Raw genomic sequence first — 21,028 nt, 5'->3', positions numbered from 1 at the left:
GGGTGGGTCGGGGTTCATTCGGTTCGGGTGTGGCCGAAGAGGAGACGTTGGCGGAGGGTGCCGAGGTCGAGGTAGCTGTCGATCTCGGCCGGAGTGGCGCTGCGGGTGAGTGGGTCAAGGCCGAGGACGAGGGCCACCGGGGTTCGTCGGCCGAGCAGGAGCGTCCAGGAACGGCCTGCCGGGATGCGCTTGCGGTAGGGGGTGCTGTCGAAGCTCAGGGCGACCTCGGTGGGTGTGATGGGGCGCAGGCGTGGTCCGATGTCTGGTGGGGGCTCGGTGGCCGGGCCGAGGTGGAGGGCCTCGGCGATTGTCCGCATGCGTTGCTCGGCGACCGTCTGCGACTCGTAGCGGCTGCGGGGTGGCTGGGGCACCAGCAGGAGGCAGCAGAGAGTGGCCCCGGTCGGGGCGGTGTCCAGCCACGTGACGGTGGCCAGGGAAGCGATCAGCCCGGCGGAGATCGTGAGGGATCTGGTGCTGGCGTGAGTCAGCATGCCGGCGCCGTGCTGTGCTGGAAGGCGGCCCACACGCAGTTGCCGGGGCTCCGGCGTTCCTCCACGCCCCAGTCGTCGGCGAGGGCGGCGACGAGCAGTAGGCCGCGGCCGGTCTCGGCTGTGGCTGGTGCCTGTCGTCTGTGGGGTGGGGCGTCGCCGCTGTCGTGCACTTCGATGCGGAGTTGGGTGTCGGCGAGGGTGATGCGCACGAACACCAGTCCGCCTGAGGGGGCTCCGTGCAGGTGGCGTTGGTGGCGAGTTCGGAGACGCACAGCTGGACGTCGTCGAGGCGTTCGGTCCGGCCCCATTGGGTAAGGGGCTGGGCGACGAACCCCCGTGCGGCGCCGGGTGTGGTCCGGCGTCGGTCGAAGAGCTTCCTGCGGCGCTCGACGTCGGCGCCGGCGGCAGGGGCCGGGGCCAGGGCGAGAATGCCCGGCTTGCCGGGCGGTGTGCTGGGCATGGCCAACAGCCAACCGCTCTCGCTCGTTTGGGTCGGGAGCCAGCATGGGGGCCATGCCGGGGGCCACTATGGGAGCCAGAGTTCGCGTGCTGCGGGGTGAGGGGATGGGCGACACAGGGATCGGTGCGCTGCTTGTCCGGCTGCGCACAGAGCGTGGTTGGTCCCAGCAGCGGGTGGCCGACGAGTGCAACACCCTGGAGGGGCGGGCCACCAAGACGGGCAAGGAGATCGGGCGCTACGAGCGCGAGGTGCGCATCCCGGTGCCGTACACGCGGAAGTACCTGGCGCAGGTCTTCGGTGTCGATGCCGCCGTGCTCGACCAGGCGGTCGCCGTCAGCAAGAGCCGACGGGGTGGGGAGGGCGTGGATGAGGTGGGACAGGCACCGCTCGCGTGGCCCACGGCGCGTCCACACACCGTCGCCGGAGCTGTGTCGGCGGATGCGGTGGCCTCGGCGGAGTTCACCCGGTTCATCGCGCAGCGCAACGCCGACGAGTTCGTCGTAGAGCAGTTGGAGGCCGATGTCGCTCGGCTCGCCCGTACTTACGTCAGCCATCCGCTGCTGGAGGTGTACGTCGAGATCAAGCAGCTTCGGAACGGGGTGTTCGAGTTGCTGCGCGGGCGGCAGCATCCCCGGCAGACCACCGACCTGTACGTCGCGGCCTCTCGGTTGTGCGGGCTGTCCGCGCACGTCTGCTTGGACCTGGGAGCCTATGACTCTGCCGCCACGCACAGCCGTACCGCCCGGGCGTGCGCCGAGGCGGCCGGCCACGAGGGGATGCTCGCCTGGGTACGCGCTGTGGAGTCCCTGATCGCCTACTGGACCGGGCACTACGAGCGGGCGGCTCGGCTGGCGCAGGCCGGTCGCCGACACCAGGCGGGAGGGAGTATCGGGGCTCGGTTGGCGAGCCTGGAGGCGCGGGCGCTGGCCATAGTCGGAGACCGGGCGGGTGCCGTAGCCGCGCTGGCGGGTGCGGAGCGTTCCCGTGAGGCGATGCGTGGCCATGACGAGGTGCCGGGCATCTTCGCCTTCCCGGCCGCCAAGCAGTTCGCGTACGCGGGGACGAGCCACCTGGCCGTGGGCGGGCGGGAGCACGTCCAGCAGGCCATCGCCAGCGCAGACACTGCGATCCGGCTCTACCGCAGCGTCGAAGACGACGACCAGTCGGTCGGTGACCTGTTCGCCGCCCATGTCGATCTCGCCCGCGGCCACATGCTCCTCGGCGACCTGGACGGTACCGAGGCGATGCTCGGTTTCGTCCTCGGCTCTCCGCCGGAGCGCATGTCGGCCAGCATCGCGCGCCGGCTCACCGCTCTGGGCCAGGAGCTGAGTGGGCCGCAGTACGGTGGAGCCGCGCAGGCCGTACACCTGCGCGAACGACTCCAGCACAAGGCCGCCCTTGCGGCCGCACCCGCCGCCCACCCTCCGGAGTTGCTGACGTGACCGAACTGTCCGCCGCACACGACGCCGCCGTCACCGACCGGGGCCGTCTCGCTGGAAGTGCCTACAGCAGTGACCGGGATCTGGCCGCCCGACAGTCGCTTTATCAGTGGCAGACGCCCCGTTACGACCTGCCAGGCATCGTCGTCGAGCAACTGAGGGGCGTGAACGGGTGCGTGGTCGATGTCGGCTGCGGCAACGGCAAGTTCATCCAGCGGCTCCGCCAGGACCGGCCCGACCTGACTCTGCTGGGCCTGGACATCGCTCCTGGCATCCTCGCCGGTGTCCACGGCTTGGTCGCCGTTGCGGACGCCACCCGCTTGCCGCTGGCCACGCAGAGCGCTGATGCTGTCTTGGCGTTGCACATGCTCTACCACGTCCCGGACATCCCTCAGGCGGTCAGGGAGCTGTCTCGCGTGGTCGCCCGTGACGGGCTGGTGATCGCCTCCACCAACAGCGATCGGGACAAAGCCGAACTCGACGACCTGTGGCAGCGGGCCGCCGGCGACGTGCTCGGCACCGGACGCGGCCCCGCCCGCGTCTCGCTCAGCGCCCGCTTCTCCCTGGAGAAGGCCCCGGCCTTCCTGGGGGAGGAGTTCGGCCGCGTCGAGACGATTGAACTGCCCGGCACCATCACCGTCCGCGACGCCGAGCCCGTGGTTGCGCACATGGCCTCGTACCAGGCATGGGCGGATCAGCACGACGTGCCCTTCGAGGCCACGATCGAGCGGGCCCGCACCATCTTGAACGAACACATCGCCCGGCATGGGGCGTTCGAGATCCACTGCCGGGGAGGCATCCTCGTCTGCCGCCGTTAGCGGCGCCTGGTGCGCGGTGGATGTGTGGGACAGCGAGCGGGTGCTGTTCATCGACTACGACGCCCCCATCCCGCACACGCTGATGGCGCACATCGGCGACCTGCTCGACGACCTCCCCTACCGGGTCCACTCCAACCTGGGACGATCCCGCGGTACGGGCTGCGGCGCTGGTCCGTCTTGCTGATGTCCAGGGGAACGTGCGGGATGCTCTTGGGCGGTTCAATGAGTTGTGGCGCTTGACGCTGCCGCTTGGGGGACAGGAGCAGTGGCAGGATCCGGCCTTCCTGCAGGCACATGAGACGTACCTCGAAGCCGGGAGGTATTCGCTGCCCAACGCGTTGTGGAACCGCCCGCCCGGGGACATCAGGACGTGGCAGGGTCTGCCGTATGCGCTCCTCTTCCTGGAATGGGAGGCAAGGTATCCGCAGGAGTGGACCCGGCATGCCAAGGAGTGGGGCACGAAACAGAGCCGCATACGGGACGTGGCGGTCGCTGGCCACAGTGAGACGGTCAGGGCGAAACTTAGTGACCTGGTCGAGATCGTCGTTCAGAGGGCCTACCGCTGCAAGGACCGCGAGTACGTGCGCGTTGCTCGAGCCGTCGACAGTGAGGATCTGCGCGGCAGGCTGGAAACTGCCGCTCGATCTGACAAGCCATGGGCATGGCGACATGCCGGCTATGTTCTTTGGCTCCTCGATCGTCCCGAGGTACCCAACACGATCCATGTTTGGCGGAACTGGATTGCGGCCGAAGCCAGAGGGTGAAGACTCCACCCGCCCCTCGGCGAGGCGGTCGCCGACTCGGTAGCGGCGCTTGTGCCCACTGGCGTCCCGAATGTCTTCGGCCTCGGGGAACAACGGAACAGCGATTACTGTAGCGGTAAGCACGGTTCCAGCAGGTCACGACCAGGGCGGCGACGCTCTCAGAACTGCCTCCTGACCCCGAGCACGTCCCCTCCCTCCCCGGCGCTACGATCCGGTTGATCACCGAACCGGGAGGGGACATGGCCGAGGGCCGGGAAGCGACGGACGCCGTCGCGGAGAGACCGGTGGAGCTGGCCTACCGGCTCACCGTCGACGACCTTGGGGCAGCGATCCGCACCCGGGCGAAGGTCACCAGAGCGGGCCGTTTCCGGCGTCGGCTGCTGATCTACACGCTGGTGGTCACGGCCGTCGGAGTCCTTTTGTCGACGCTCGGCGACGGCCGGCGTGACACCCCGTGGTACCTGTACCTGGCGCTGGTGGCCTTCGTCGCCTTCATGACCGCCGGGCCGCGGCTGCAGGCCCGCCAGTTCCACCGGCTCAGCGAGCGGCAGGGCGACTTCCGCGCCGTCGTCGACGGCACGGGGATCTGCCTCACCACCGCCCACAGCTCGGCCACCCTCGACTGGCACCTCTACCCGCGCTATGCCGAGACCCCGGAGCTGTTCGTGCTGCTCAGCGCCGACAAGTCCGCCGTCGGCGTCGGCGTCCTGCCCAAGCGCGGCCTGAGCAACCCGGAGGATGCGGACCGGCTGCGGGCGATCTTCGCTCGGCACCTCGTACGCGCGGAGGCCGCCGAGGCGCCGGACGCCGACAGGACGCCGAGCCGGGGCCGGGACGTCGGGCGCGGAGCGGGCTCCGTCGGGCTGCTGCTCCTCGGGCTGGTGCTGTTCTTCTTCGCCTACGCCGCCGTCCAGAAGGCCGTGGATCCAGATGCCTTCCCCGGGCTCCAGCACAACAACGCGCCGGTCTCGGCCATCGCCCTGATCCTGGGGGTGCCGGCCGTCGCCCGCGCGTGGTGGGTCGTACGTCGGATGAAGGTGATGCGGATCGTGACCGCCGTGCTCGCCGCAGCCGTGCTGCTGGTCGGCGGTGCCGCCGTCTACCGCATCGGGCCGATGCTGCACTGCTGGGGCTCGGACCGGATCGCCCGGGGCCCCGACGGCGACTACGCCTGCTACGACTTCTGAGCGGGCCCGGAGCCCACTCCTCGGTGGCTGCGCGGCGCAGCCACCGCAGGTTCTCGAAGAGGTCCTCACACATGGTGCCGACGCGCTCCACCTCGCGCTCGTCTTCGGAATCGACGAGAAGACCGCCGTCCGCTACGCGGACTCCGCCCGGCAGCTTCTCCAAGCCGACCTCGAAGCCGATCCCGCGTGTTCGCCACGAACCCACGGGTTCACCCCCGACAATGGCACCCGCAGACCCTCGGGTTCCTGCTGAAGAACCTTCAGTTTCCGCGAACTCGCGGGGATCAGTCCCCCGGACTCACATCTGTGTCTTCAAGGGAAAAAGTAGCTCTGCGTGACCTACCGGCGTGTCATTGCGGAGTGTGCCCGCATGGTGTTAGCCCAAGGGTATGACCGTCTTCGGAACGGGGGTGCGCGCGGGCATTGTCGCTGGTGTGCTCAGTGGTGTGCCGTCGACGCTGCATGCCTTGGCCACGCGGCGTGATCCGCTGGCGGCGACCCGCGCGGCCGGATCGCTGCTGCTGCCGGACGAAGCCCGTTCGGCGCGACTGCTCGCTGCGGCATTCCCCGTCCACTTTGGGCTCAGCGTCGGTTGGGGCGTGGCGCTCGCGGCCGTACTGCCGCGACGGGCGACCACCGCGTGGGGTGCGCTGGCCGGACTCGCGATCGCCGCGCTCGACTTCAGTGTGCCGGGCAGACGTACCGCCCAGATCCGCGCGCTGCCACGGTGGCCGCAGGTGGCGGACCATCTCACCTACGGTGTGATCGCCGCTGCGGCGGTGGCCACCGCACGCACCGAGGACCTTCCGAGGCGTGCCACGGTCACACGGTCGGAGCGCGCCGGCGGCTGGCCGGCAGGCTGTCAGGGACCGCCGGTACGGTCTACGGCATGGCGCTTTTGGCGGCAGGTGAGGTGATGTCGCGTCTTCGGTGCAGATGGGGTGGCCGTAGCCTGCGTGGTCACGATGCGTTCATCGGGGCGTTTGATGAGGGGGATGACGGGGGCGGAGTCGGCGGCGCGGGGCAGGTCGACCATCTCGTGGACGGGCAGCGGGTAGGGCGTGTCACTGGTGCCGGTGACCTCGAGGGTGATCTCGCTGCGCTGGTTGTGGGGTGTCGTCGTCGGAGATGGCTTTGGAGCAGGGGCACAGGCTGGTGGCGTGGGTGGCCTGCGCCGTGGCCACGCCGCAGGCCACCCACGTCGATGCGTCGGATGCCGCCGCCCCGGACGGGGCGGCGGCATTGAGCTTCACACCTTGATACAGGGCGTCATGCCCGTGGTTGTGCCTGGCGCTCGCGAAGGATGGCAAGGCCGTCTCCATCGAGCGCATCGAGGTAGGACGCGCGACCGGCCATCGCCATGATCAGGGCCAGGGTCGTGCCGGACACGCGTGGCCCCTCGCCGGTGGTGAAGGGGCTGTCGGTGGCGGTCAGGCGCAGTTCGCGGATGCGGGTCTTGGTGAAGACGGGCAGATCGGTGCGCTGGTAGTAGTCGGCCAGGGTGGTCAACGTGCGGACGGGGTAGTCGCGTTCGATGCCGAGCGGCCGGCGGATGTCCTCGCCGTGCACGATGGTCTCGCCGAGCATGGCCACGGTCGAGGGGATCGGCTTCGTCGTGCGGGTGGCCACTCGGCGGAACCAGTCGAGCGTCTCGGCCGGGGTAGCGCCCAGCTGTTCGGCCAGCCGCATGGCGACCCAGTGGGCCACCCCGTCGCTGTGCGAGGGGCTCACCGTTCGTGAGGTGCTCGCGCACCTGACCTCGGCGGCCGGCCTCAACCCGGTGCGGTGGATGGCGGGCGTGATCCGCTGCCGCTTCGACTTCGACAAGAGGTTCCGGTGGCGGGTGTCGTCATGGGGGGTGATGCTCCTGTGCGGTGGTCGGGCGGGCAGGGGACCGGTCAGCGGCTGATGAGGCCGACGTGGTTGCCGTCGAGATCGGTGAAGACAGCGATGCGGCTGGCGGGCGTGTCGGTGGGGGAGAGGATTCGGGTGGCGCCGAGCCGCTCGGCGCGGGCGAGCGCGGCATCGACGTCGTCGACCGGGAAGTAAGCGACGAGCCCGGTGTACGGGCTGTCCGGGCCCGCCTGCCCGACCCCGCCGGTCGGTCAGCCGTCCTCGTCGCCGACCAGGGCGTAGGTGTCGTCCAGCACGTGGACCGGCCAGCCGAACAGCTCCTGGTAGAAGCGGGCCGCGCGCAGCGCGTCGGGAGTGGAGATGTCGAACCAGGCGGCACTGCTCATCGGGGTCTCCTCGGGGTGTGGGAAACGATCGGTCGAAGAGGTGACTCCCGCAGTGGGGCAGGATCGTCCCTCGTGGGCGAGGAAATTTCGGCGGGATCCGCGACGAGCGACCTGGCCAGGGCGCGCGAGGGGGACGACGCCGCGTTCACCCGCCTGGTGGCGCCGCTGCGCCGGGAGCTGCACGCGCACTGCTACCGGATGCTCGGGTCGACCCACGACGCGGACGATGCACTGCAGGAGGGGCTGCTGCGGGCCTGGCGGGGCCTGGACCGCTTCGAGGGGCGTAGTCCACTGCGTGCCTGGCTGTACACCGTGGCCACCCGCACCTGCCTGGACGCCGTCGACCGGCGCGGCAGGCGGGCGATGCCCATCGACCTCGGCCCGGCCAGCGACCACGCGGTGGTCGACGCCACCCCGCTGACCGAGGTCGCCTGGCTGGGCCCCTACCCCGACGCGGGCCTGCCCGCCGGCCCGGCCGGACCGGCCGCGCGGTACGAGCAGCGCGAGGCCGTCGAACTCGCCTTCGTCGCGGCCATGCAGCACCTGTCAGGCAACCAGCGGGCCGCGCTGCTCCTGTTCGACGTGCTCGGCTTCTCCGCCGCCGAGATCGCCACCATGATGGACACCTCCACCACCGTGGTGAACTCCGCCCTGGCCCGCGCCCGTCGACTGCTCGCCGAGCGGGTCTCGGCGCGCTCGCAGCAGCAGACCCTGCGCAAGCTCGGCGACGCCCGGGTCCGCGAGACCGTCACCGCCTTCGCCACCGCCCTGGAAAGCGGCGACGCCGACGCCCTGGTCGCCCTGCTCACCGAGGATGTCGCCTGGTCGATGCCGCCGCTGGCCCAGTGGTACCGGGGGGCCGTGCCGCCGTCATGGACTTCGCCGTTGAGGCCCCCCTCACCCGCTGCCCGAGCTGGCACTACCACCTCACTTCGGCGAACGGCCAACCGGCAGTGGCTTTCTACGTGGGCGCGAGCCGGTCGACCCCGCACCTCGCGTGGTCGATCACGGTGCTGACCCTGCGCGGCGAGCTCGTAGAAGGCCTCACCTCGTTCCTGGGCGCGGAGCACGTGCAGCGGTTCGGGCTGCAGACGCAGTGGGCTTGAGCCAACGTCAGCCCCCCAGGCCCCCAGGGTGTGGTGTCAACGGTCTTGTAGTTCTCCCCGTAGGCGGCCAGGAGGTCGCCCCGCTGGCGGCCAACGAGATGGGCTCTGATCCACTCCTTGTGGTTCGGTTGCACTGCGTCACGGTGGTGGCCAGCCCGCTCCGATGATGCTGGAGTTCAGGTTGCTGTACGCCTCCGTGACCTGACCTTTGTGCTAGTCACTCGTCCTCGACGCAGGCTGGTGAGGTCGTAAACCCGTTGCCGGAGCATCAGCATCTTCGGTCGAATGCCTCCATGACTGCCACTGACGGCCGTGCGGACCACGTGGAGCAGAACCGACGCTACTGGGATGACCAGGCGGCTGCGTGGCACGGGCCGCTCGCCCGCGATCACTGGTCACAGGCGGAACCGCGTTGGGGATTGTGGGCGACCCCTGAGTCGCAGGTCTGCGTACTTCCCGACGGCATAGCCGGGATGCGCGCCATTGAGCTGGGCTGCGGTACTGCCTACGTTTCCGCTTGGCTGGCCAGAGCAGGGGCTCACCCGATCGGAATCGACCTGTCGGAGAAGCAACTCGCCACCGCTCGCGCGATGCAGGCCGAGTTCGGCGTCGACTTCCCCCTCATCCTGGGCAAGGCCGAGGAGGTGCCCTACGACGACAACACGTTCGACTTGGCGATCAGCGAGTACGGGGCCTCGTTGTGGTGCGACCCCTATCAGTGGATCCCGGAGGCGGCCCGGCTGCTGGTCCCTGGAGGCCATCTGGTGTTCATGCGCTTCTCGCCGCTGTTCGCGCTGTGCGTGCGGCCCGAGGGGTCGGTATCCACCACGCTGTCCCGCGGGCAGTTCGGCCTGACTCGGCTTGACTGGGGGAACCACGTGGAGTTCGTCCTTCGGCATGGCGAGATGGTTCGTCTGCTTCGGTCCTGCGGCTTCCTCGTCGACGACCTGATCGAGATCCAGGCACCCCAGCCCGCGCACCGGGACTACGCGGAGATTTCCGCCGACTGGGCTCACCAGTGGCCCAGCGAGGAGATCTGGAAAGCTCGGCTGGCAGGCTGACAGGTCGTCGGGGTCACCGCCTCGGACGGGTCTGGCGTTCGGCTTCCGTCGCCCGGAAGCGGTAAAGGCCGAGTGCTCATGGCTCGTGGTCAGTCCGCGAGGAGGATCTGGCGTCGGAGGAGGTCGAATCCGGCACGGCCGTACCCATCCCTTTTGATCGGCTTCACCCTGTTGACGTTGCCCTCGACTTTGCCGGAGCTCCACTCCAGAGTGTGTCCGGCGGTGACGGCGTCGAAGTCCTGCCGCAGGCCGCGTGCCAGGCTCCGCAGTGGCTTCATCCCTGTGTGCTCGGCGCGGGTGAGCCAGTTGTCGAGGTCGCTGCCGCGGCGCTCGGTCATCATCTGGGCGAAGGCGTACACGCAGTCGGCTACGGCTGCCAGTTCCGGGCAGCGGGCCAGCAGTTGTTTGCGTTTGAGTGCGTTGTTCTCGTCGATCTTGTCGGGGTGCGCGGTGATCAGCCAGGTCGCTTTCCGGACGGTCAGCTCCTTGGGCTTGTCGGGTGCGGGTTTGCCGCTGGCTCGGATCTGTTCCAGGTGGCGGCGGACAGTCCGCTTGCTGCCGCTGTAGCCCTGCTCGGCGATCTCTGCATGAAGCCGTGCCGCGTCTGTGCGGCCTCCGTTCCAGCGCCGGTACCGATAGGGCGAGTAGGCGTGGATGTGGCCGTAGCGGCGGGAGCCGGTTCCGCGGGAGGCATCGTCAGGGGTGGCCGCGTGCGTGTAGCGGCGCACGGTCTTGCGGTCGAGCCCGAGGGTCCTGGCGATCACCTCGATCTGGACGCCCTTGTCGTAGAGGTCGTGTACCGCGGCATGGCGTTGGCGTCGCTTGATCGCGCGCAGTCCTTCCATGGGCTCCAGCATGTCGTCGCCTGCCGTGCCGACCGTCACGACGGCGCCGCCGGCGGGAGCGTCCTCGGCGGGCTCGGCGAGACACCTGCGATGTTCGCGGACACATTTCTCGACGGCCTCGCACAGGTTTTTCCACAGATGAAACCTGTCGGCGACCTGCGTGGCGTCGGGGCAGACAGCGCGGACGGCCTCGGCGTAGGCACTGGCCCGGTCCCGGCACACGATCTCCACGCCAGGGTGATCGCGCAGCCAGACACTCAGTGTCTCCGACGTACGGTCGGGCAGCACATCCACGCGCTCGCCGGTCTCCACGTCCATCAGGATTGTCCCGTAGACGTGGCCCTTCTTGAACGCGAAGTCGTCCACGCCCAGGGCACGCGGGGCCGTGCCTAGCCTCTTGTCCGGGAGCCTGCTCAACAGCCTGAGCAGGGAGTTCGCGCTCGTTGGGATCGACAGGTGCGCGGCCAGCCGGGCCGCCGGACGCCCGGCCAGGGCCAGCGCAAGCCTTTCCAGCGTCCGGCGCAAAACCGGTGTACGACGTGCGAACCGCTCGGTCAGCCCTTCTACCTGCTCAACGAACGTCCGGCCAGCGCACTCCGGCGCCCCACATAAGAATCGCCGGACCAAGAGATCTATAACGACCTTGCGCCCCGCCACCGCCATGTCGGCCAGCCGTCGGTGATAGCGCCCGTGGATGCGGCTGGACGTACCACCGCACCCTGGGCACAGTGCCTCTCGACTCACCGCCCGCGCCACGACGGCCACCGCGTCGTCACCCACCGCGTCGTCACCCACCGCGTCGTCATCCACCGTGATCTCCTCCACCGCAACCGACTTCAGGTGAGAGAAGGCGGCCCAGAGCATGCTGCAGTCACACGAATGATCAACGGATCAGAAGCTCGTAACGCAACGTCGCACGGCCACAACAAGTGGATCAGAGCCGCTTTCCATGGCCGCCGTCACCGGCGAAGACGGTGCCCGAGCTGGTGGCCACCGCACCGTTACAGGTGTTCACCTGGGACATCACCAAGGCAGCCGGACCGGTCAAGGGCGTCTGGTATCACGCCTATGTCGTCATCGACATCTTCAGCCGCTACATCGTCGGCCACACCGTCGAGCGGGCCGAATCAGCGGCGCGGGCCGAGGAGTTGATCCGCGAGACCATCGCCCGCAACGGCATCGTGCCCCAGACCGTGCACGCCGACCGCGGCACCTCGATGACCTCCAAGAAGGTCTCGCCGTTGCTGATCGACCTCGGCGTCACACGGTCGCACTCGCGGCCGAAGACCTCCAACGACAACCCCTACAGCGAAGCCCACTTCAAGACCACGAAGTACATGTCCGACTACCCCGAACGGTTCGATTCGCTGGCCCATGCCCGCGAGTGGTTCGACGCGTTCATCGCGTACTACAACCACGAGCACCGGCATTCGGGCATCGGCTGGCACACGCCCGCCAGCGTGCACTTCGGCACCGCCGAGGAAGTCCGCGACCAGCGAGCCGTCACCCTCGCCGACGCATACGCCCGCCACCCCGAACGCTTCGGCCGCCGCCCCCGACCACCCCAGATACCCCAGCGGGCATGGATCAACGACCCGGCCAAGCGCAGGGAACACGCACCACAAACCTCATAGCGTCACGACCGTCTCACTGGACTTGAAATCTTCCGATTGGCAACCCGAGGCGTGTCGAACCTAGGGCCTGTGTGATGTTGTGATCATCCAGTTGTCTTCAGGAGGTCGTTGATCCAGATCATCGACGCGCGGAGGTGGAGGCCGGCGAGGTAGCTCTCGGGCGTCTTGTCGTACCGAGTGGCGATACCCCGCCAGGCCTTCAACTTGTTGATGAGCCGCTCTACGGTGTTCCGCTCCTTGTAAAGATCGCCGTCGTGGCATGTGGGGCGGCCGCCCCGGCGGCCTTTCTTCTTCCGGTTGGCGGTCTGGTCCTTCTTCTCCGGGATGACTGCCTTGATGTTGCGTTTCCGCAGGTAAGAGCGGTTAGCGCGGGACGAGTAGGCCTTGTCGGCGGCGACAGCGTCGGGCCGGCTCCGGGGCCGACCAACGGGAAGACGGATGCGCACCTTCTGCAGCACGGGGACGAACTGCGGGCTATCGGCGGCCTGTCCTGCGGTCAGTACGAGGGACAGCGGACGGCACTTGCGGTCGGCGGCGAGATGGATCTTGCTCGTCAGTCCACCACGGGATCTGCCGAGCAGGGCCTGGGTCAAGCGGAGCTTGCGCCGCCGCCTGATCCGCCGTCGCTCTTCCTGCTCGGGGTCGTCCCTGCCGTCCTGTCCGTTCTGTTCTGGCGGGCCGCCCCTTTTTGCCGGGCCCGCTCCTGCTCGGCGGCGGCTTCCTCAAGGGCGTCCATGACGTCCTTGCCGATGCGCATCCCGGCCGCGTCGTGGTGAGCGCGGGCAGTGGTGGAGTCCACGCTGACCAGGGATAAGTCCGTCTCTCCCCGGCGGGCGGCCTCGGCGATCATGCCTTCCAGAAGAGCGGAGAAGACCCCGGCGTCCCGCCACACGCGAAAGCGCCCGTAAACGGTCGCCCACGGTCCGAACTCGGAGGGCATCTCGCGCCACTGAGCGCTGGACCGGAACCGCCAGATCACCCCCTCGAACTGCTCCCGCAGCCGCTCGGGGTACGGACCGTACTCGCCTATCGGCAGGTACGGCTCGATGAACTCCCACTGCTCGTCGGTGAGTTGCCTACGTGTCACACCCAGCGTCCTACCAGGTCCCGTCCCCACACGGGACGAGAACCCGAGATTGATCACGACCTCACACAGGCCCTAGAACGGTGGCCCGAAGGAGGTGGCGGGGACATCCGAAGCCAGCCCCAGGGCCTTCCGGACCTCCCGCTGATACTTGTAGGAAGGGTGGTTCCAGGCGTTGTCAGAACGGTCCCAGTAACTGTTGTCCGAACGTGCCACCACGGCCTTGCGCCACAGCTCGGCGCTCTTTCGAAGCTCCCCGACGTAGGCGGTGACCTCGGGCACGGCACCGACAGGCCAGTTGGTGGCTTTGAGGCCATCTGCCTCACGGTCCAGCGCGGTCGCCATCTTCGCAGCCCAGACCTGGTTGGCGGCCGTGCTTCCCAGGTGCGGATAGGTCTTGAAGACGCGCGCGGAGGCCAGCTCCTGCCTGAGGAAGGCAAGCTGGTCTTCCGTCAGGTTGGTCTCCTGCTCGCGTACGCTGCCAGTGGTTTGGCCGTGCGTGTCGGCCGTAAAGCAGGTGGCGGTTGTGTTACCCGCCTGCTGGACTTCACCGGTCGGGTAGTAGTAGTTGACGCCCGTTGTGTGAGGCAAGGACCAGTCGTCCATGACGTAGTCGGTCAGCCGATCGCTGCACTGGCGGTATGACTGCTTTGCGAGGACGTCGTCGGCGCCGCTGGACCCGGTGAGAGCGACCGTGGCGAACACTTCGCCGTCGTGTGGCCGGGAGCACGGCACGGGTACCGTGGAATAGACCTCTTTGTGCTGCGAGCTGGTGAAGCAGTCGCCCACCGCGAGGCTCACGGCCGATCGGTCGCTTGCGCCCGACATCCGCTTGTCCGGATTCTCGTCGGCGTCACCGGAGATTGCCCTGCTGATCAGGCTCATTGCCAGCACGACCCCACCGAGCGCCAGCATACCCGCGGTCGCCAGTCTGCGGCCCTTCTGATTGCGCTTGGAGCCTGGCTGAGACGGCGTGGGCAGCGGTATGGCGGACATGGCTCTCCGGTTCGACCTCGGTAAACACGTATGCGGAGCCGGGTCCTCGTACACGACCAGGCATCTCTGTCACCACGCCGGACGGCGCCACCAGAACACCCTTTGACTACGAAGATCGAACTCTAGCGGCGGTTGGGCGTCGGAGGAAAGGTCAGCGACATGGATCAAGGAATGGCGGCCTTTGTCGCAGGCCTTGCTGGGACGGTAGGAGCCCTAGGAGGCGCGCCTGTCGGTGGAGTAGCGGCCGTGCGAGGCGCGGCACCGGCGCAGAGGACGCCGCCCTCACCCAACAGCGCACCGCCGCAGCGCCCGGGGCAAGGAGCGCTGGGTCAGCGGCTCTCGGGGGTGGCGATCTCCCGCTTGAGGATCTTGCCGGTGGGGCCCTTGGGCAGGGCGTCGACCAGCCAGACGTCGCGAGGATACTTGTAGGCGGCCACCCGTTCGCGGACGAAGTCGCGGAGTTCGTCCGCGCCCGCCTCGGCGCCGGGGCGCAGGGCGATCGCGGCGGCGACCTCCTCGCCGAGGGTGGGGTGGGCGATGCCGATCACGGCGGCCTCGGCCACGGCGGGGTGTTCGTAGAGGACCTCTTCGATCTCGCGCGGGTAGATGTTGTAGCCGCCGCGGATGATGAGGTCCTTCTTGCGGTCGACGATGTAGTAGTAGCCGTCCTCGTCGACGCGGGCCAGGTCGCCGGTGCGCAGCCAGCCGTCGACGATGGTCTCGGCGGTTGCCTCGGGGCGGTTCCAGTAGCCGGCCATCACGTTGTGCCCGCGCACGCACAGTTCGCCGACACCGTCCTGCGGGTCGAGGAGGCACATCTCGACGCCCTCGACGGGTGTGCCGACGGAGCCGGGCTTGCGGGGCCGGTCGGGGTGGTTGAAGGAGGCGATCGGGGAGGTCTCGGACATGCCGAACCCCTCCAGGACCGGGCAGCCGAAGACGGCCTCGAAGGCGTGCAGCAGTTCGACGGGGAGGGAGGAGGCGCCGGAGACGCACACGCGCAGCGAACTGGTGTCGCGCTTGTCCGCGCTGCGCTCGTGTTCGGCGAGCATGGCGCCGTACATGGTCGGGACGCCCTCGAAGAGGGTGACCCCTCGCTCCTCGATGGTGCTCAGGGCCTGGTCCGGGTCGAAGCGGGCGAGCAGGGTGAGTCGGGCACCCGTCGCCACGGCGGCGTTCATGGCGCAGGACTGTCCGAAGGCGTGGAAGAGAGGCAGGCAGCCCATGACCACGTCGTCGGGGGTGAGCCGGAGCAGGGTGCGCCCGCCGATCTCGGCGTTGCGGGCCAGCCCGGCGTGGGTGAGCATGGCGCCCTTGGGCGAGCCGGTGGTGCCGGAGGTGTAGAGGATGACGGCCAGGTGGTGGTCCTCGCGGGGCACGACCGGCGCCGGTTCCGGGCACTCGGCCAGCAGTTCACCGAGCCCGCCGGGCACGATCGGCACCACAGGGGTGCCGGTGTCCGCGGCCCCGGCGAGGGCGGGCTCGGTCACCCCGTCCCAGGCGAGAAGGAGTGCCATGCCGGAGTCGCCCGCACAGTGCGCGATCTCGCGCGGCTTGAGCAGCGGGTTCATCGGCACCACGATGGCGCCGGCGCGTAGCGCACCGTAGTAGAGGACGGGGAACTCCACCAGGTTGGGCAGCATCAGGCCCACGCGGTCGCCGGGAACCACGCCGCGGGCGGCGAGGAACGCGGCGGTACGGCCGGCTAGGGCGTCCAGTTCGGCGTAGGTGAGCCCGTGCTCGCCGAGCTCGACGGCGCGGCGGTGGCCGTGCTCGGCGGCGGCACGGGTGAGGAGGTCGTTGAGGTTCATGTCAGGGCCGGTTCCTGGTCAGCCGCGGAGCGCGGAGGCGAAGATGGCGGGCAGCTTGGCGATGCCGGGTGCGGTCGTGAAGCGGGTGACCCGTTCGAGGGTGGTGAGGGCGGTGCGGTTGGTGACGAAGTACGGCGGGCGCGGCGAGAGCGACGGGGAGCCGGTGAACAGCCCGCGCGGGGCCGGGGCGAAGGGGGCGCACAGCACTGTCTTCTCGATGTCCTCGAGCATGTAGGCGTTGTTGACGAAGCCGATGCCGCTGCCGATCGCCTGCCGCGTGTGGCCCGGATAGGCGCCCCAGGGGGTGTAGCCGAGCAGGAAGCCGAGGGCGGACCAGGTGTTGACGCCGAGGGTGCCGTAGCGCAGCTCGGCGATGGCCGACTCGACCGCCTCGGGGTGGGCCTTCTCGGTCCGCGGGTGAACGATCAGGGTCGCGCCGAGTGTCCCCGGCAGGGTGTCATTGGCGAAGTCCACGGCGTGGCGCAGGAATTCGTCTGGGGTGTCGCCGGGGAGGCGCACCACGCCCAGGGCACTGGCGAAGACCTCACGGGTGAGGAGCACGTCGTTGTGGTCGGTGATGTCGGGTACGAGCAGCCGGCAGCCGTCGGCGTGGCTCTCGGCCTCCGGGTGGGCCGTGAGCACGGCGTCCAGCCGCTGCCGGGCGCCGGGGTAGTAGTCGGTGCGGGCGGGCAGTGCGCGCAGTACCTTGCGGATCTCCTCAAGCAGCCGCTCGGTGCCGTCCCAGGAGCGGGGCAGCACCAGCACCTGGCTGGCGATGCAGTTGTGGCCGGAGTTGTTCATCTTGCTGGTGACGATGTGCTCGGCCTGGAAGCGGAAGTCCGCCGCGCTCCACTCGCCCGGTACCACGATGCAGGGGCTGACCCCGCCCAGCTCGCTGGTGAACGGCTTGTCGATCAGCGGGGTGTCGTCGCGGCGGCGCTGCTCGGCCTGCTCGTCGGTGCCCCAGACGATGGCGTCGTGGGTGCGGTCACTGCCGGTGACATGGATGGAGTCCACGCCGTCGTGCGTGGTGAGGTACGCGCCCTCGGCGGGCCCGCCGTCGACGAACCGGACCCAGCCCCGGTCGATGAACTCGGCGAAGATCTTCTCGAAGTGGGGGCGGAGGTAGGCGTTGACCGGGTTCATCTTGGCGATGACGACCTGGCCCTCGGCGTAGAGCTTGTGCAGGATGTCGCTCGCGGTGAGCGAGGCGACATTGCCGGCTCCCAGGACCAGGGCCACGCCGGGGCGCTGCACACCACCCCGGTACTGTGCGGCCGCGCCCTGTCGTACCTGCTCGGCCGTGATCCCGGCCTGCATCCGGACCTGGGCCGAGTAGCCGCCCAGCAGCAGGCTGTCCCAGCCGGTGGTGGGAAAGACGTCCACCCAGGTACGTGCGCCTCGCTCGCGGACCGCGCCCGCGTGCAGCGGTTCGTGGCCGGCGGCCAGGCGCCGCAGCACGTGCAGCCGGGCGGTGACCTGCTGGGCCAGCGACCACGGACCGCCGGCCCAGTCTTCTGCGGCCCACGGCGAGTGGGGGCGGTATCCCTTGGCGTGTGCGGCCGCCGCGACCATCTCGGCAGCGCCGTCGCGGATCCTGGGCATGAGCCTTTCCAGCAATCCGATGCGTTCGGCGAGCGGCATGGTCGCCCAGGACGGGGCGTGGTGACGCAGCTCTCTCAGGGGCTGGTCGAGGACGGTCGTGGCGAGGGCGGAGCTGTTCACGTCACTCCTTGGCGGGGCGAACAAGCTGGTTGGAATGGGAGGCTCGGGCGTCGCGGCGCCGAACGTCGTGGTCCCGGGCGACCGGGCCGACGGTGGCCGTCCCGCCGGATGCGAGCGGCACGGCCACCGTGTGCAGGCAGACGGCCGGCCCGGATCACCGGGACTGCCGGGCGAGGGGCCGGGTGCTCAGGACAGCGGGACGCCGGCGATCGCGATGCGCTCCATCACACGGCGCTGGGGGTAGTAGTCGTTGACGGCGTAGTGCTGGACGGCGATGTTGTCCCAGACCGCGATGGAGTCGGGCTGCCAGCGGAACCGCACCTGGAGCTCGGGAACGCGCGCCTGCAGGCCGAGTTCGTGGAGCAGTTCCCGGCTCTCGTCCTCGGGCAGTCCGACGATGCGGGTGGTGAACGGCTCGTTGACGTACAGGGTCCTGCGCCCGGTGCGCGGGTGCCGCACGACGACCGGGTGCTCCACCGGAGGCAGGAACACGCGCAGCGCCTCGATCTGCTGCGGGGTCATGAACGTGCCCCAGCTGGGCTCCCAGTCGTGTACGGCGGTGAGGCCCTCGATGCGCTGCTTCATCGCGTCGCCGAGGTTGTCGTAGGCGGCGCCCATGTCGGCCCACATGGTGTCGCCGCCGGCCGACGGGACCTCGACCGCGCGGAGTATCGAGCCCAGGGCGGGCGCGGCCATGAACGAGTGGTCGCTGTGCCAGATGTTCTCCTGGCCGATGGCCGTCGCGTCCTTCGCCAGCCGTGAGACGCCGACGGTGTCGCCCTGGGGGAAGAACGGATTCGGCTCCGGCTCCCCCCACACCGCGGCCAGGGCCAGGTGGGCTTCGGCGCCGAAGTCGTGCTGGTCCCGGAAGAAGATCACCTTCCATTCGAGCAGCGCCTGCCGCAGTTCCTCGGCGAGTTCCTCGCCGATCGGCCGGGACAGGTCCACGCCGTCGATCTCCGCACCGATGTGCGGAGTCATCGGCGCGATCCGCAGCAGCCGGTACTCGGCCGGCTCCGTACCGGGCGCGGTCCGCTCCAGCACACGCCGGCCGAAGTGGATCAGCGGCTTTTCCAGGAGCGGGTTCTTGTCGGCTCGGGTGGTCTGCATGCGGTCCTCCACGATCGCATCGAAAAAACGTTACGCGAAGTATCGATATTTAGATGGACGGCCGCAAGGGGTTCCAGCGTGATCATTTCGCCACGCCACTCTTCCGGGTATCGTCCCGTATTCGCAGCGGACAGGCCTTGTCGTCCTGCCCAACCGTATCGATACTTCACGTAACGATTTACGTGTCGTTGCGATCGGTGTGTGCCGACGCGCCTCGATTCGCCGGCGTTCCCTCCCCCACGCTGCACGCCGACCACGCCTGCCCGAGAACAGCTACCTTCGCGGAGCCCCCGTGCCCAACACCGATCTCACTCCCGTCACGCTCACCGAGCCCGTCACGACGAGCCGCGGCCACCGACGGCAGGCCTGGACCGTCACCGGGTTGCTGGTGGTCTTCATGATGGTCAACTTCGCCGACAAGTCCGTGCTCGGGCTGGCGGCCGACCCGATACGCCATGACCTGGGTCTGTCGGCGACCGGCTTCGGGCTGGCCAACAGCGCGTTCTTCCTGCTCTTCTCGATCTGCGGCGCCATGGGCGGGCTGCTGGCGGACCGGATGCGGGCACGGTGGCTGCTGCTGGGGATGGCACTGCTGTGGTCGATCGCCCAGCTGCCGATGGCCCTCGGCGGAGGACTGACCGCGCTGGTCGCCTCGCGGATCGTGCTGGGTGCAGCGGAGGGGCCCGCCTACCCCGTGGCCCAGCACAGCGCCCTGGCATGGTTCCCGGACCGGCGACGCAACCTTCCCGGCGCTCTGCTCAGCGTGGGCATCGCCCTCGGGGTGGTGCTCGCCGCCCCGGGGCTGACCTGGGTGATCCAGCACCACGGCTGGCGCTCCGCCTTCACCGCGGTCGCCGTCGCCGGCGTGGTGTGGGCGGCGGCCTGGGCCGCTTTCGGCAAGGACCGGGCGTCGCAAGCCGAAGCCCACGGTGTCGGCGCCGACTCCGCCGGCGGCGGCGAGGAGAGCTCGCCCGCCCCCTCGTACCGTCGCATCATGGCCACCAGGACCTGGATCGGTGCCACGACCGGCTACTTCTGCACGTACTGGATGATCGCCCTGTCACTGGTGTGGGTGCCCTCCTACCTGCATGACGGCCTCGGCTACTCCACCACCACCGCCGCCGGCCTGGTCGCCGGGATCTGGGCGGTCAGCGGCATGGCGCTGCTGGGGCAGGCGGGAGTGACCGGATGGCTGCTACGACGTGGCGTGAGCAGCCGGTGGGCCCGTGGCCGCGTCGGCGGCATCACCCTGCTCGTGTCCGCCCTCGGCTGCGGTGCCCTGTCGCAGGCCGCACGCGGGCCGGTCACCGTGCTGCTCCTGGTCGTCGGCTTCGGCCTGTGCGGGGCGATGTCGACGGTCGCGGTGACCACGGTCGCCGAAATCGTGCCGGCCCGCCGACGCGGCGGCGCCCTCGGCCTGATGAACGCCGTGGTCACGACGGGCGGCCTGATCGCCCCCGCCCTGACGGGGTATCTGGTCGACACCCAGGCAAGGGCCGGCTACCAGCACGCCGTGCTCCTCGCCGCCGTACTACTCGTGCTGGGCGGTACGGCCGCCGTGACACTGATCGACCCGGCCCGCGACGCTCGGCGCCTGGCCCCCTGACGGTCGTCACCGACCGCTGCCCACGGGCCGGCGGTTGTCAGGTTCCCAGGTGACCGACCGCCCGGACGACAAGGTCGACCATGTCCTCAACGAAGCGTTCGTTGGGCAGTTCGCGTTCCGCCAACAGGCGGTACACCAGCGGCGCCGCCACCAGCGTGGCGGCCGACCGGATGTCGACGTCGGGCCGCACCTCGCCGCGGGCGATGCCCCGCTGGAGGATGCGGCGCGTCTCGGCCATCATCCGTTCGGTGTAGTCCGCGTACTCTCCGCTGTCCCGGCCCGCCTCGACGGCCGACGCCATGAGTTCCGTCAGCAGCCGCGCCGTACCGGGCAGCCGGTACGCCTCCAAGCGCGCGGTCAGCACCTCGCGCAGCTCGGCCCGGATGTCACCCAGGTCCGGCACCGACAGCGGGCCGATACGGGACTCGGCCGCCGCGATGATCAAGGCCTGCTTGGACGGCCAGCGCCGGTAGATGGCGGGCTTGCTCACCCCGGCGCGTGCCGCCACGGCATCCATCGTCACCGCTTTCACGCCCTGCTCGGTCACCAGATTGATCACCGCGTCGAGGGTGTCGCCCGTGACCCGCTCCTGCCGCGGCCGCCCCGGTCCGCGTTCGGCCTTCTGTGTCTGTGCCCCGACCATGTTCCGAG

Annotated in this window: 19 protein-coding genes and 5 pseudogenes; 11 read left to right on the top strand and 13 right to left on the bottom strand. The window is 69.4% G+C overall.

Going from position 1 to position 21,028, the window contains the following annotated elements:
- Positions 1-14: 14 nt before the first annotated feature.
- Complete coding sequence (locus ACQPXS_RS01080; RefSeq protein ID WP_433446032.1) at positions 15-491, bottom strand: hypothetical protein; 477 nt, start codon at positions 489-491, stop codon at positions 15-17.
- Positions 485-706: an ATP-binding protein gene (locus ACQPXS_RS01075; RefSeq protein ID WP_433446030.1), complete on the bottom strand. Its 222-nt coding sequence runs from the start codon at positions 704-706 to the stop codon at positions 485-487. Before ACQPXS_RS01075 ends, ACQPXS_RS01080 begins: the two co-directional genes overlap by 7 nt.
- 349 nt (positions 707-1,055) lie before the next feature.
- On the opposite strand from ACQPXS_RS01075, the gene ACQPXS_RS01070 reads away from it, so the two are divergent.
- From ACQPXS_RS01070 to ACQPXS_RS01045, 6 genes are all read left to right on the top strand, one after another.
- Entirely contained in the window at positions 1,056-2,393 is a 1,338-nt protein-coding gene (locus ACQPXS_RS01070) for a helix-turn-helix domain-containing protein (RefSeq protein ID WP_433446028.1), read from the top strand.
- Positions 2,390-3,208 (top strand): class I SAM-dependent methyltransferase, encoded by an 819-nt coding sequence (locus tag ACQPXS_RS01065; RefSeq protein WP_433446026.1) that lies wholly within the window; start codon positions 2,390-2,392, stop codon positions 3,206-3,208. Before ACQPXS_RS01070 ends, ACQPXS_RS01065 begins: the two co-directional genes overlap by 4 nt.
- A 16-nt stretch (positions 3,209-3,224) precedes the next feature.
- Positions 3,225-3,392 carry a hypothetical protein gene (locus tag ACQPXS_RS01060; RefSeq protein ID WP_433446024.1) on the top strand — a complete coding sequence of 56 codons (168 nt, stop codon included), beginning with the start codon at positions 3,225-3,227 and terminating at the stop codon, positions 3,390-3,392.
- 52 nt (positions 3,393-3,444) lie between these two features.
- Positions 3,445-3,972, top strand: a complete 528-nt coding sequence (locus tag ACQPXS_RS01055; RefSeq protein ID WP_433446022.1) for a hypothetical protein — start codon at positions 3,445-3,447, stop codon at positions 3,970-3,972.
- A gap of 239 nt (positions 3,973-4,211) precedes the next feature.
- Positions 4,212-5,159, top strand: a complete 948-nt coding sequence (locus ACQPXS_RS01050; protein ID WP_433446020.1) for a YcxB family protein — start codon at positions 4,212-4,214, stop codon at positions 5,157-5,159.
- 389 nt (positions 5,160-5,548) lie between these two features.
- A complete protein-coding gene (locus tag ACQPXS_RS01045) occupies positions 5,549-6,076 on the top strand; it encodes a hypothetical protein (protein WP_433446018.1) in 528 nt (175 codons plus the stop codon).
- On the opposite strand, the gene ACQPXS_RS01040 is transcribed toward ACQPXS_RS01045, so the two are convergent.
- Both ACQPXS_RS01040 and ACQPXS_RS01035 read right to left on the bottom strand, forming a co-directional pair.
- Positions 6,022-6,402: a GTP cyclohydrolase, FolE2/MptA family gene (locus ACQPXS_RS01040; protein ID WP_433446016.1), complete on the bottom strand. Its 381-nt coding sequence runs from the start codon at positions 6,400-6,402 to the stop codon at positions 6,022-6,024. The two genes, ACQPXS_RS01045 and ACQPXS_RS01040, sit on opposite strands and share 55 nt — an antisense overlap.
- 26 nt (positions 6,403-6,428) lie before the next feature.
- Positions 6,429-6,854, bottom strand: a pseudogene (locus ACQPXS_RS01035) (maleylpyruvate isomerase family mycothiol-dependent enzyme); the annotation flags it as partial.
- A 1-nt stretch (position 6,855) separates the two neighbouring features.
- Between ACQPXS_RS01035 and ACQPXS_RS01030 the strand changes: the two are divergent.
- Positions 6,856-7,008: pseudogene (locus tag ACQPXS_RS01030) on the top strand (maleylpyruvate isomerase N-terminal domain-containing protein); the annotation flags it as partial.
- A 49-nt stretch (positions 7,009-7,057) separates the two neighbouring features.
- Here the strand turns inward: ACQPXS_RS01030 and ACQPXS_RS01025 are convergent.
- Positions 7,058-7,201 (bottom strand): annotated as a pseudogene (locus ACQPXS_RS01025) (VOC family protein); the annotation flags it as partial.
- 63 nt (positions 7,202-7,264) lie between these two features.
- A complete protein-coding gene (locus tag ACQPXS_RS01020) occupies positions 7,265-7,399 on the bottom strand; it encodes a hypothetical protein (protein ID WP_433446014.1) in 135 nt (44 codons plus the stop codon).
- A 72-nt stretch (positions 7,400-7,471) separates the two neighbouring features.
- On the opposite strand from ACQPXS_RS01020, the gene ACQPXS_RS01015 reads away from it, so the two are divergent.
- On the top strand, positions 7,472-8,416 hold the full coding sequence (locus ACQPXS_RS01015; RefSeq protein ID WP_433446012.1) for an RNA polymerase subunit sigma-70: 945 nt from the start codon (positions 7,472-7,474) through the stop codon (positions 8,414-8,416).
- A gap of 382 nt (positions 8,417-8,798) precedes the next feature.
- Positions 8,799-9,566, top strand: a complete 768-nt coding sequence (locus tag ACQPXS_RS01010) for a class I SAM-dependent methyltransferase (RefSeq protein WP_433446010.1) — start codon at positions 8,799-8,801, stop codon at positions 9,564-9,566.
- Positions 9,567-9,655: 89 nt separating this feature from the next.
- Here the strand turns inward: ACQPXS_RS01010 and ACQPXS_RS01005 are convergent, their stop codons facing one another.
- Positions 9,656-11,275, bottom strand: coding sequence for an ISL3 family transposase (locus tag ACQPXS_RS01005; protein WP_433446008.1), 1,620 nt, complete (start codon positions 11,273-11,275; stop codon positions 9,656-9,658).
- A 98-nt stretch (positions 11,276-11,373) separates the two neighbouring features.
- Between ACQPXS_RS01005 and ACQPXS_RS01000 the strand changes: the two are divergent.
- A pseudogene (locus ACQPXS_RS01000) lies at positions 11,374-12,045 on the top strand (transposase); the annotation flags it as partial.
- Between the two features lie 83 nt (positions 12,046-12,128).
- Here the strand turns inward: ACQPXS_RS01000 and ACQPXS_RS00995 are convergent.
- From ACQPXS_RS00995 to ACQPXS_RS00975, 5 genes and pseudogenes are all read right to left on the bottom strand, one after another.
- Positions 12,129-13,132, bottom strand: a pseudogene (locus tag ACQPXS_RS00995) (IS5 family transposase).
- 72 nt (positions 13,133-13,204) lie between these two features.
- Positions 13,205-14,125: a septum formation family protein gene (locus ACQPXS_RS00990; protein ID WP_433446006.1), complete on the bottom strand. Its 921-nt coding sequence runs from the start codon at positions 14,123-14,125 to the stop codon at positions 13,205-13,207.
- A 329-nt stretch (positions 14,126-14,454) separates the two neighbouring features.
- Positions 14,455-15,936, bottom strand: a complete 1,482-nt coding sequence (locus ACQPXS_RS00985; RefSeq protein WP_433446004.1) for a long-chain-fatty-acid--CoA ligase — start codon at positions 15,934-15,936, stop codon at positions 14,455-14,457.
- 18 nt (positions 15,937-15,954) lie between these two features.
- Complete coding sequence (locus ACQPXS_RS00980) at positions 15,955-17,661, bottom strand: aldehyde dehydrogenase family protein (RefSeq protein ID WP_433446002.1); 1,707 nt, start codon at positions 17,659-17,661, stop codon at positions 15,955-15,957.
- Between the two features lie 186 nt (positions 17,662-17,847).
- Positions 17,848-18,771 (bottom strand): TauD/TfdA dioxygenase family protein, encoded by a 924-nt coding sequence (locus ACQPXS_RS00975; protein WP_433446000.1) that lies wholly within the window; start codon positions 18,769-18,771, stop codon positions 17,848-17,850.
- A gap of 292 nt (positions 18,772-19,063) precedes the next feature.
- On the opposite strand from ACQPXS_RS00975, the gene ACQPXS_RS00970 reads away from it, so the two are divergent.
- Positions 19,064-20,377 (top strand): MFS transporter, encoded by a 1,314-nt coding sequence (locus ACQPXS_RS00970; protein WP_433445998.1) that lies wholly within the window; start codon positions 19,064-19,066, stop codon positions 20,375-20,377.
- Between the two features lie 37 nt (positions 20,378-20,414).
- On the opposite strand, the gene ACQPXS_RS00965 is transcribed toward ACQPXS_RS00970, so the two are convergent.
- On the bottom strand, positions 20,415-21,020 hold the full coding sequence (locus tag ACQPXS_RS00965) for a TetR/AcrR family transcriptional regulator (RefSeq protein WP_433445996.1): 606 nt from the start codon (positions 21,018-21,020) through the stop codon (positions 20,415-20,417).
- Positions 21,021-21,028 lie beyond the last annotated feature (8 nt).

Source organism: Streptomyces sp. CA-142005, assembly GCF_050942335.1.
Classification (GTDB): domain Bacteria; phylum Actinomycetota; class Actinomycetes; order Streptomycetales; family Streptomycetaceae; genus Streptomyces.
This window is presented reverse-complemented; position numbering and strand designations above follow the sequence as displayed.

Coding starts and splice junctions, on each gene's coding strand:
- ACQPXS_RS01080 (WP_433446032.1), bottom strand. CDS start 491: ATGCTGACTCACGCCAGCACCAGATCCCTCACGATCTCCGCCGGGCTG.
- ACQPXS_RS01070 (WP_433446028.1), top strand. CDS start 1,056: ATGGGCGACACAGGGATCGGTGCGCTGCTTGTCCGGCTGCGCACAGAG.
- ACQPXS_RS01050 (WP_433446020.1), top strand. CDS start 4,212: ATGGCCGAGGGCCGGGAAGCGACGGACGCCGTCGCGGAGAGACCGGTG.
- ACQPXS_RS01045 (WP_433446018.1), top strand. CDS start 5,549: ATGACCGTCTTCGGAACGGGGGTGCGCGCGGGCATTGTCGCTGGTGTG.
- ACQPXS_RS01040 (WP_433446016.1), bottom strand. CDS start 6,402: ATGCCGCCGCCCCGTCCGGGGCGGCGGCATCCGACGCATCGACGTGGG.
- ACQPXS_RS01020 (WP_433446014.1), bottom strand. CDS start 7,399: ATGAGCAGTGCCGCCTGGTTCGACATCTCCACTCCCGACGCGCTGCGC.
- ACQPXS_RS01010 (WP_433446010.1), top strand. CDS start 8,799: ATGACTGCCACTGACGGCCGTGCGGACCACGTGGAGCAGAACCGACGC.
- ACQPXS_RS01005 (WP_433446008.1), bottom strand. CDS start 11,275: ATGCTCTGGGCCGCCTTCTCTCACCTGAAGTCGGTTGCGGTGGAGGAG.
- ACQPXS_RS00990 (WP_433446006.1), bottom strand. CDS start 14,125: ATGTCCGCCATACCGCTGCCCACGCCGTCTCAGCCAGGCTCCAAGCGC.
- ACQPXS_RS00985 (WP_433446004.1), bottom strand. CDS start 15,936: ATGAACCTCAACGACCTCCTCACCCGTGCCGCCGCCGAGCACGGCCAC.
- ACQPXS_RS00975 (WP_433446000.1), bottom strand. CDS start 18,771: ATGCAGACCACCCGAGCCGACAAGAACCCGCTCCTGGAAAAGCCGCTG.
- ACQPXS_RS00965 (WP_433445996.1), bottom strand. CDS start 21,020: ATGGTCGGGGCACAGACACAGAAGGCCGAACGCGGACCGGGGCGGCCG.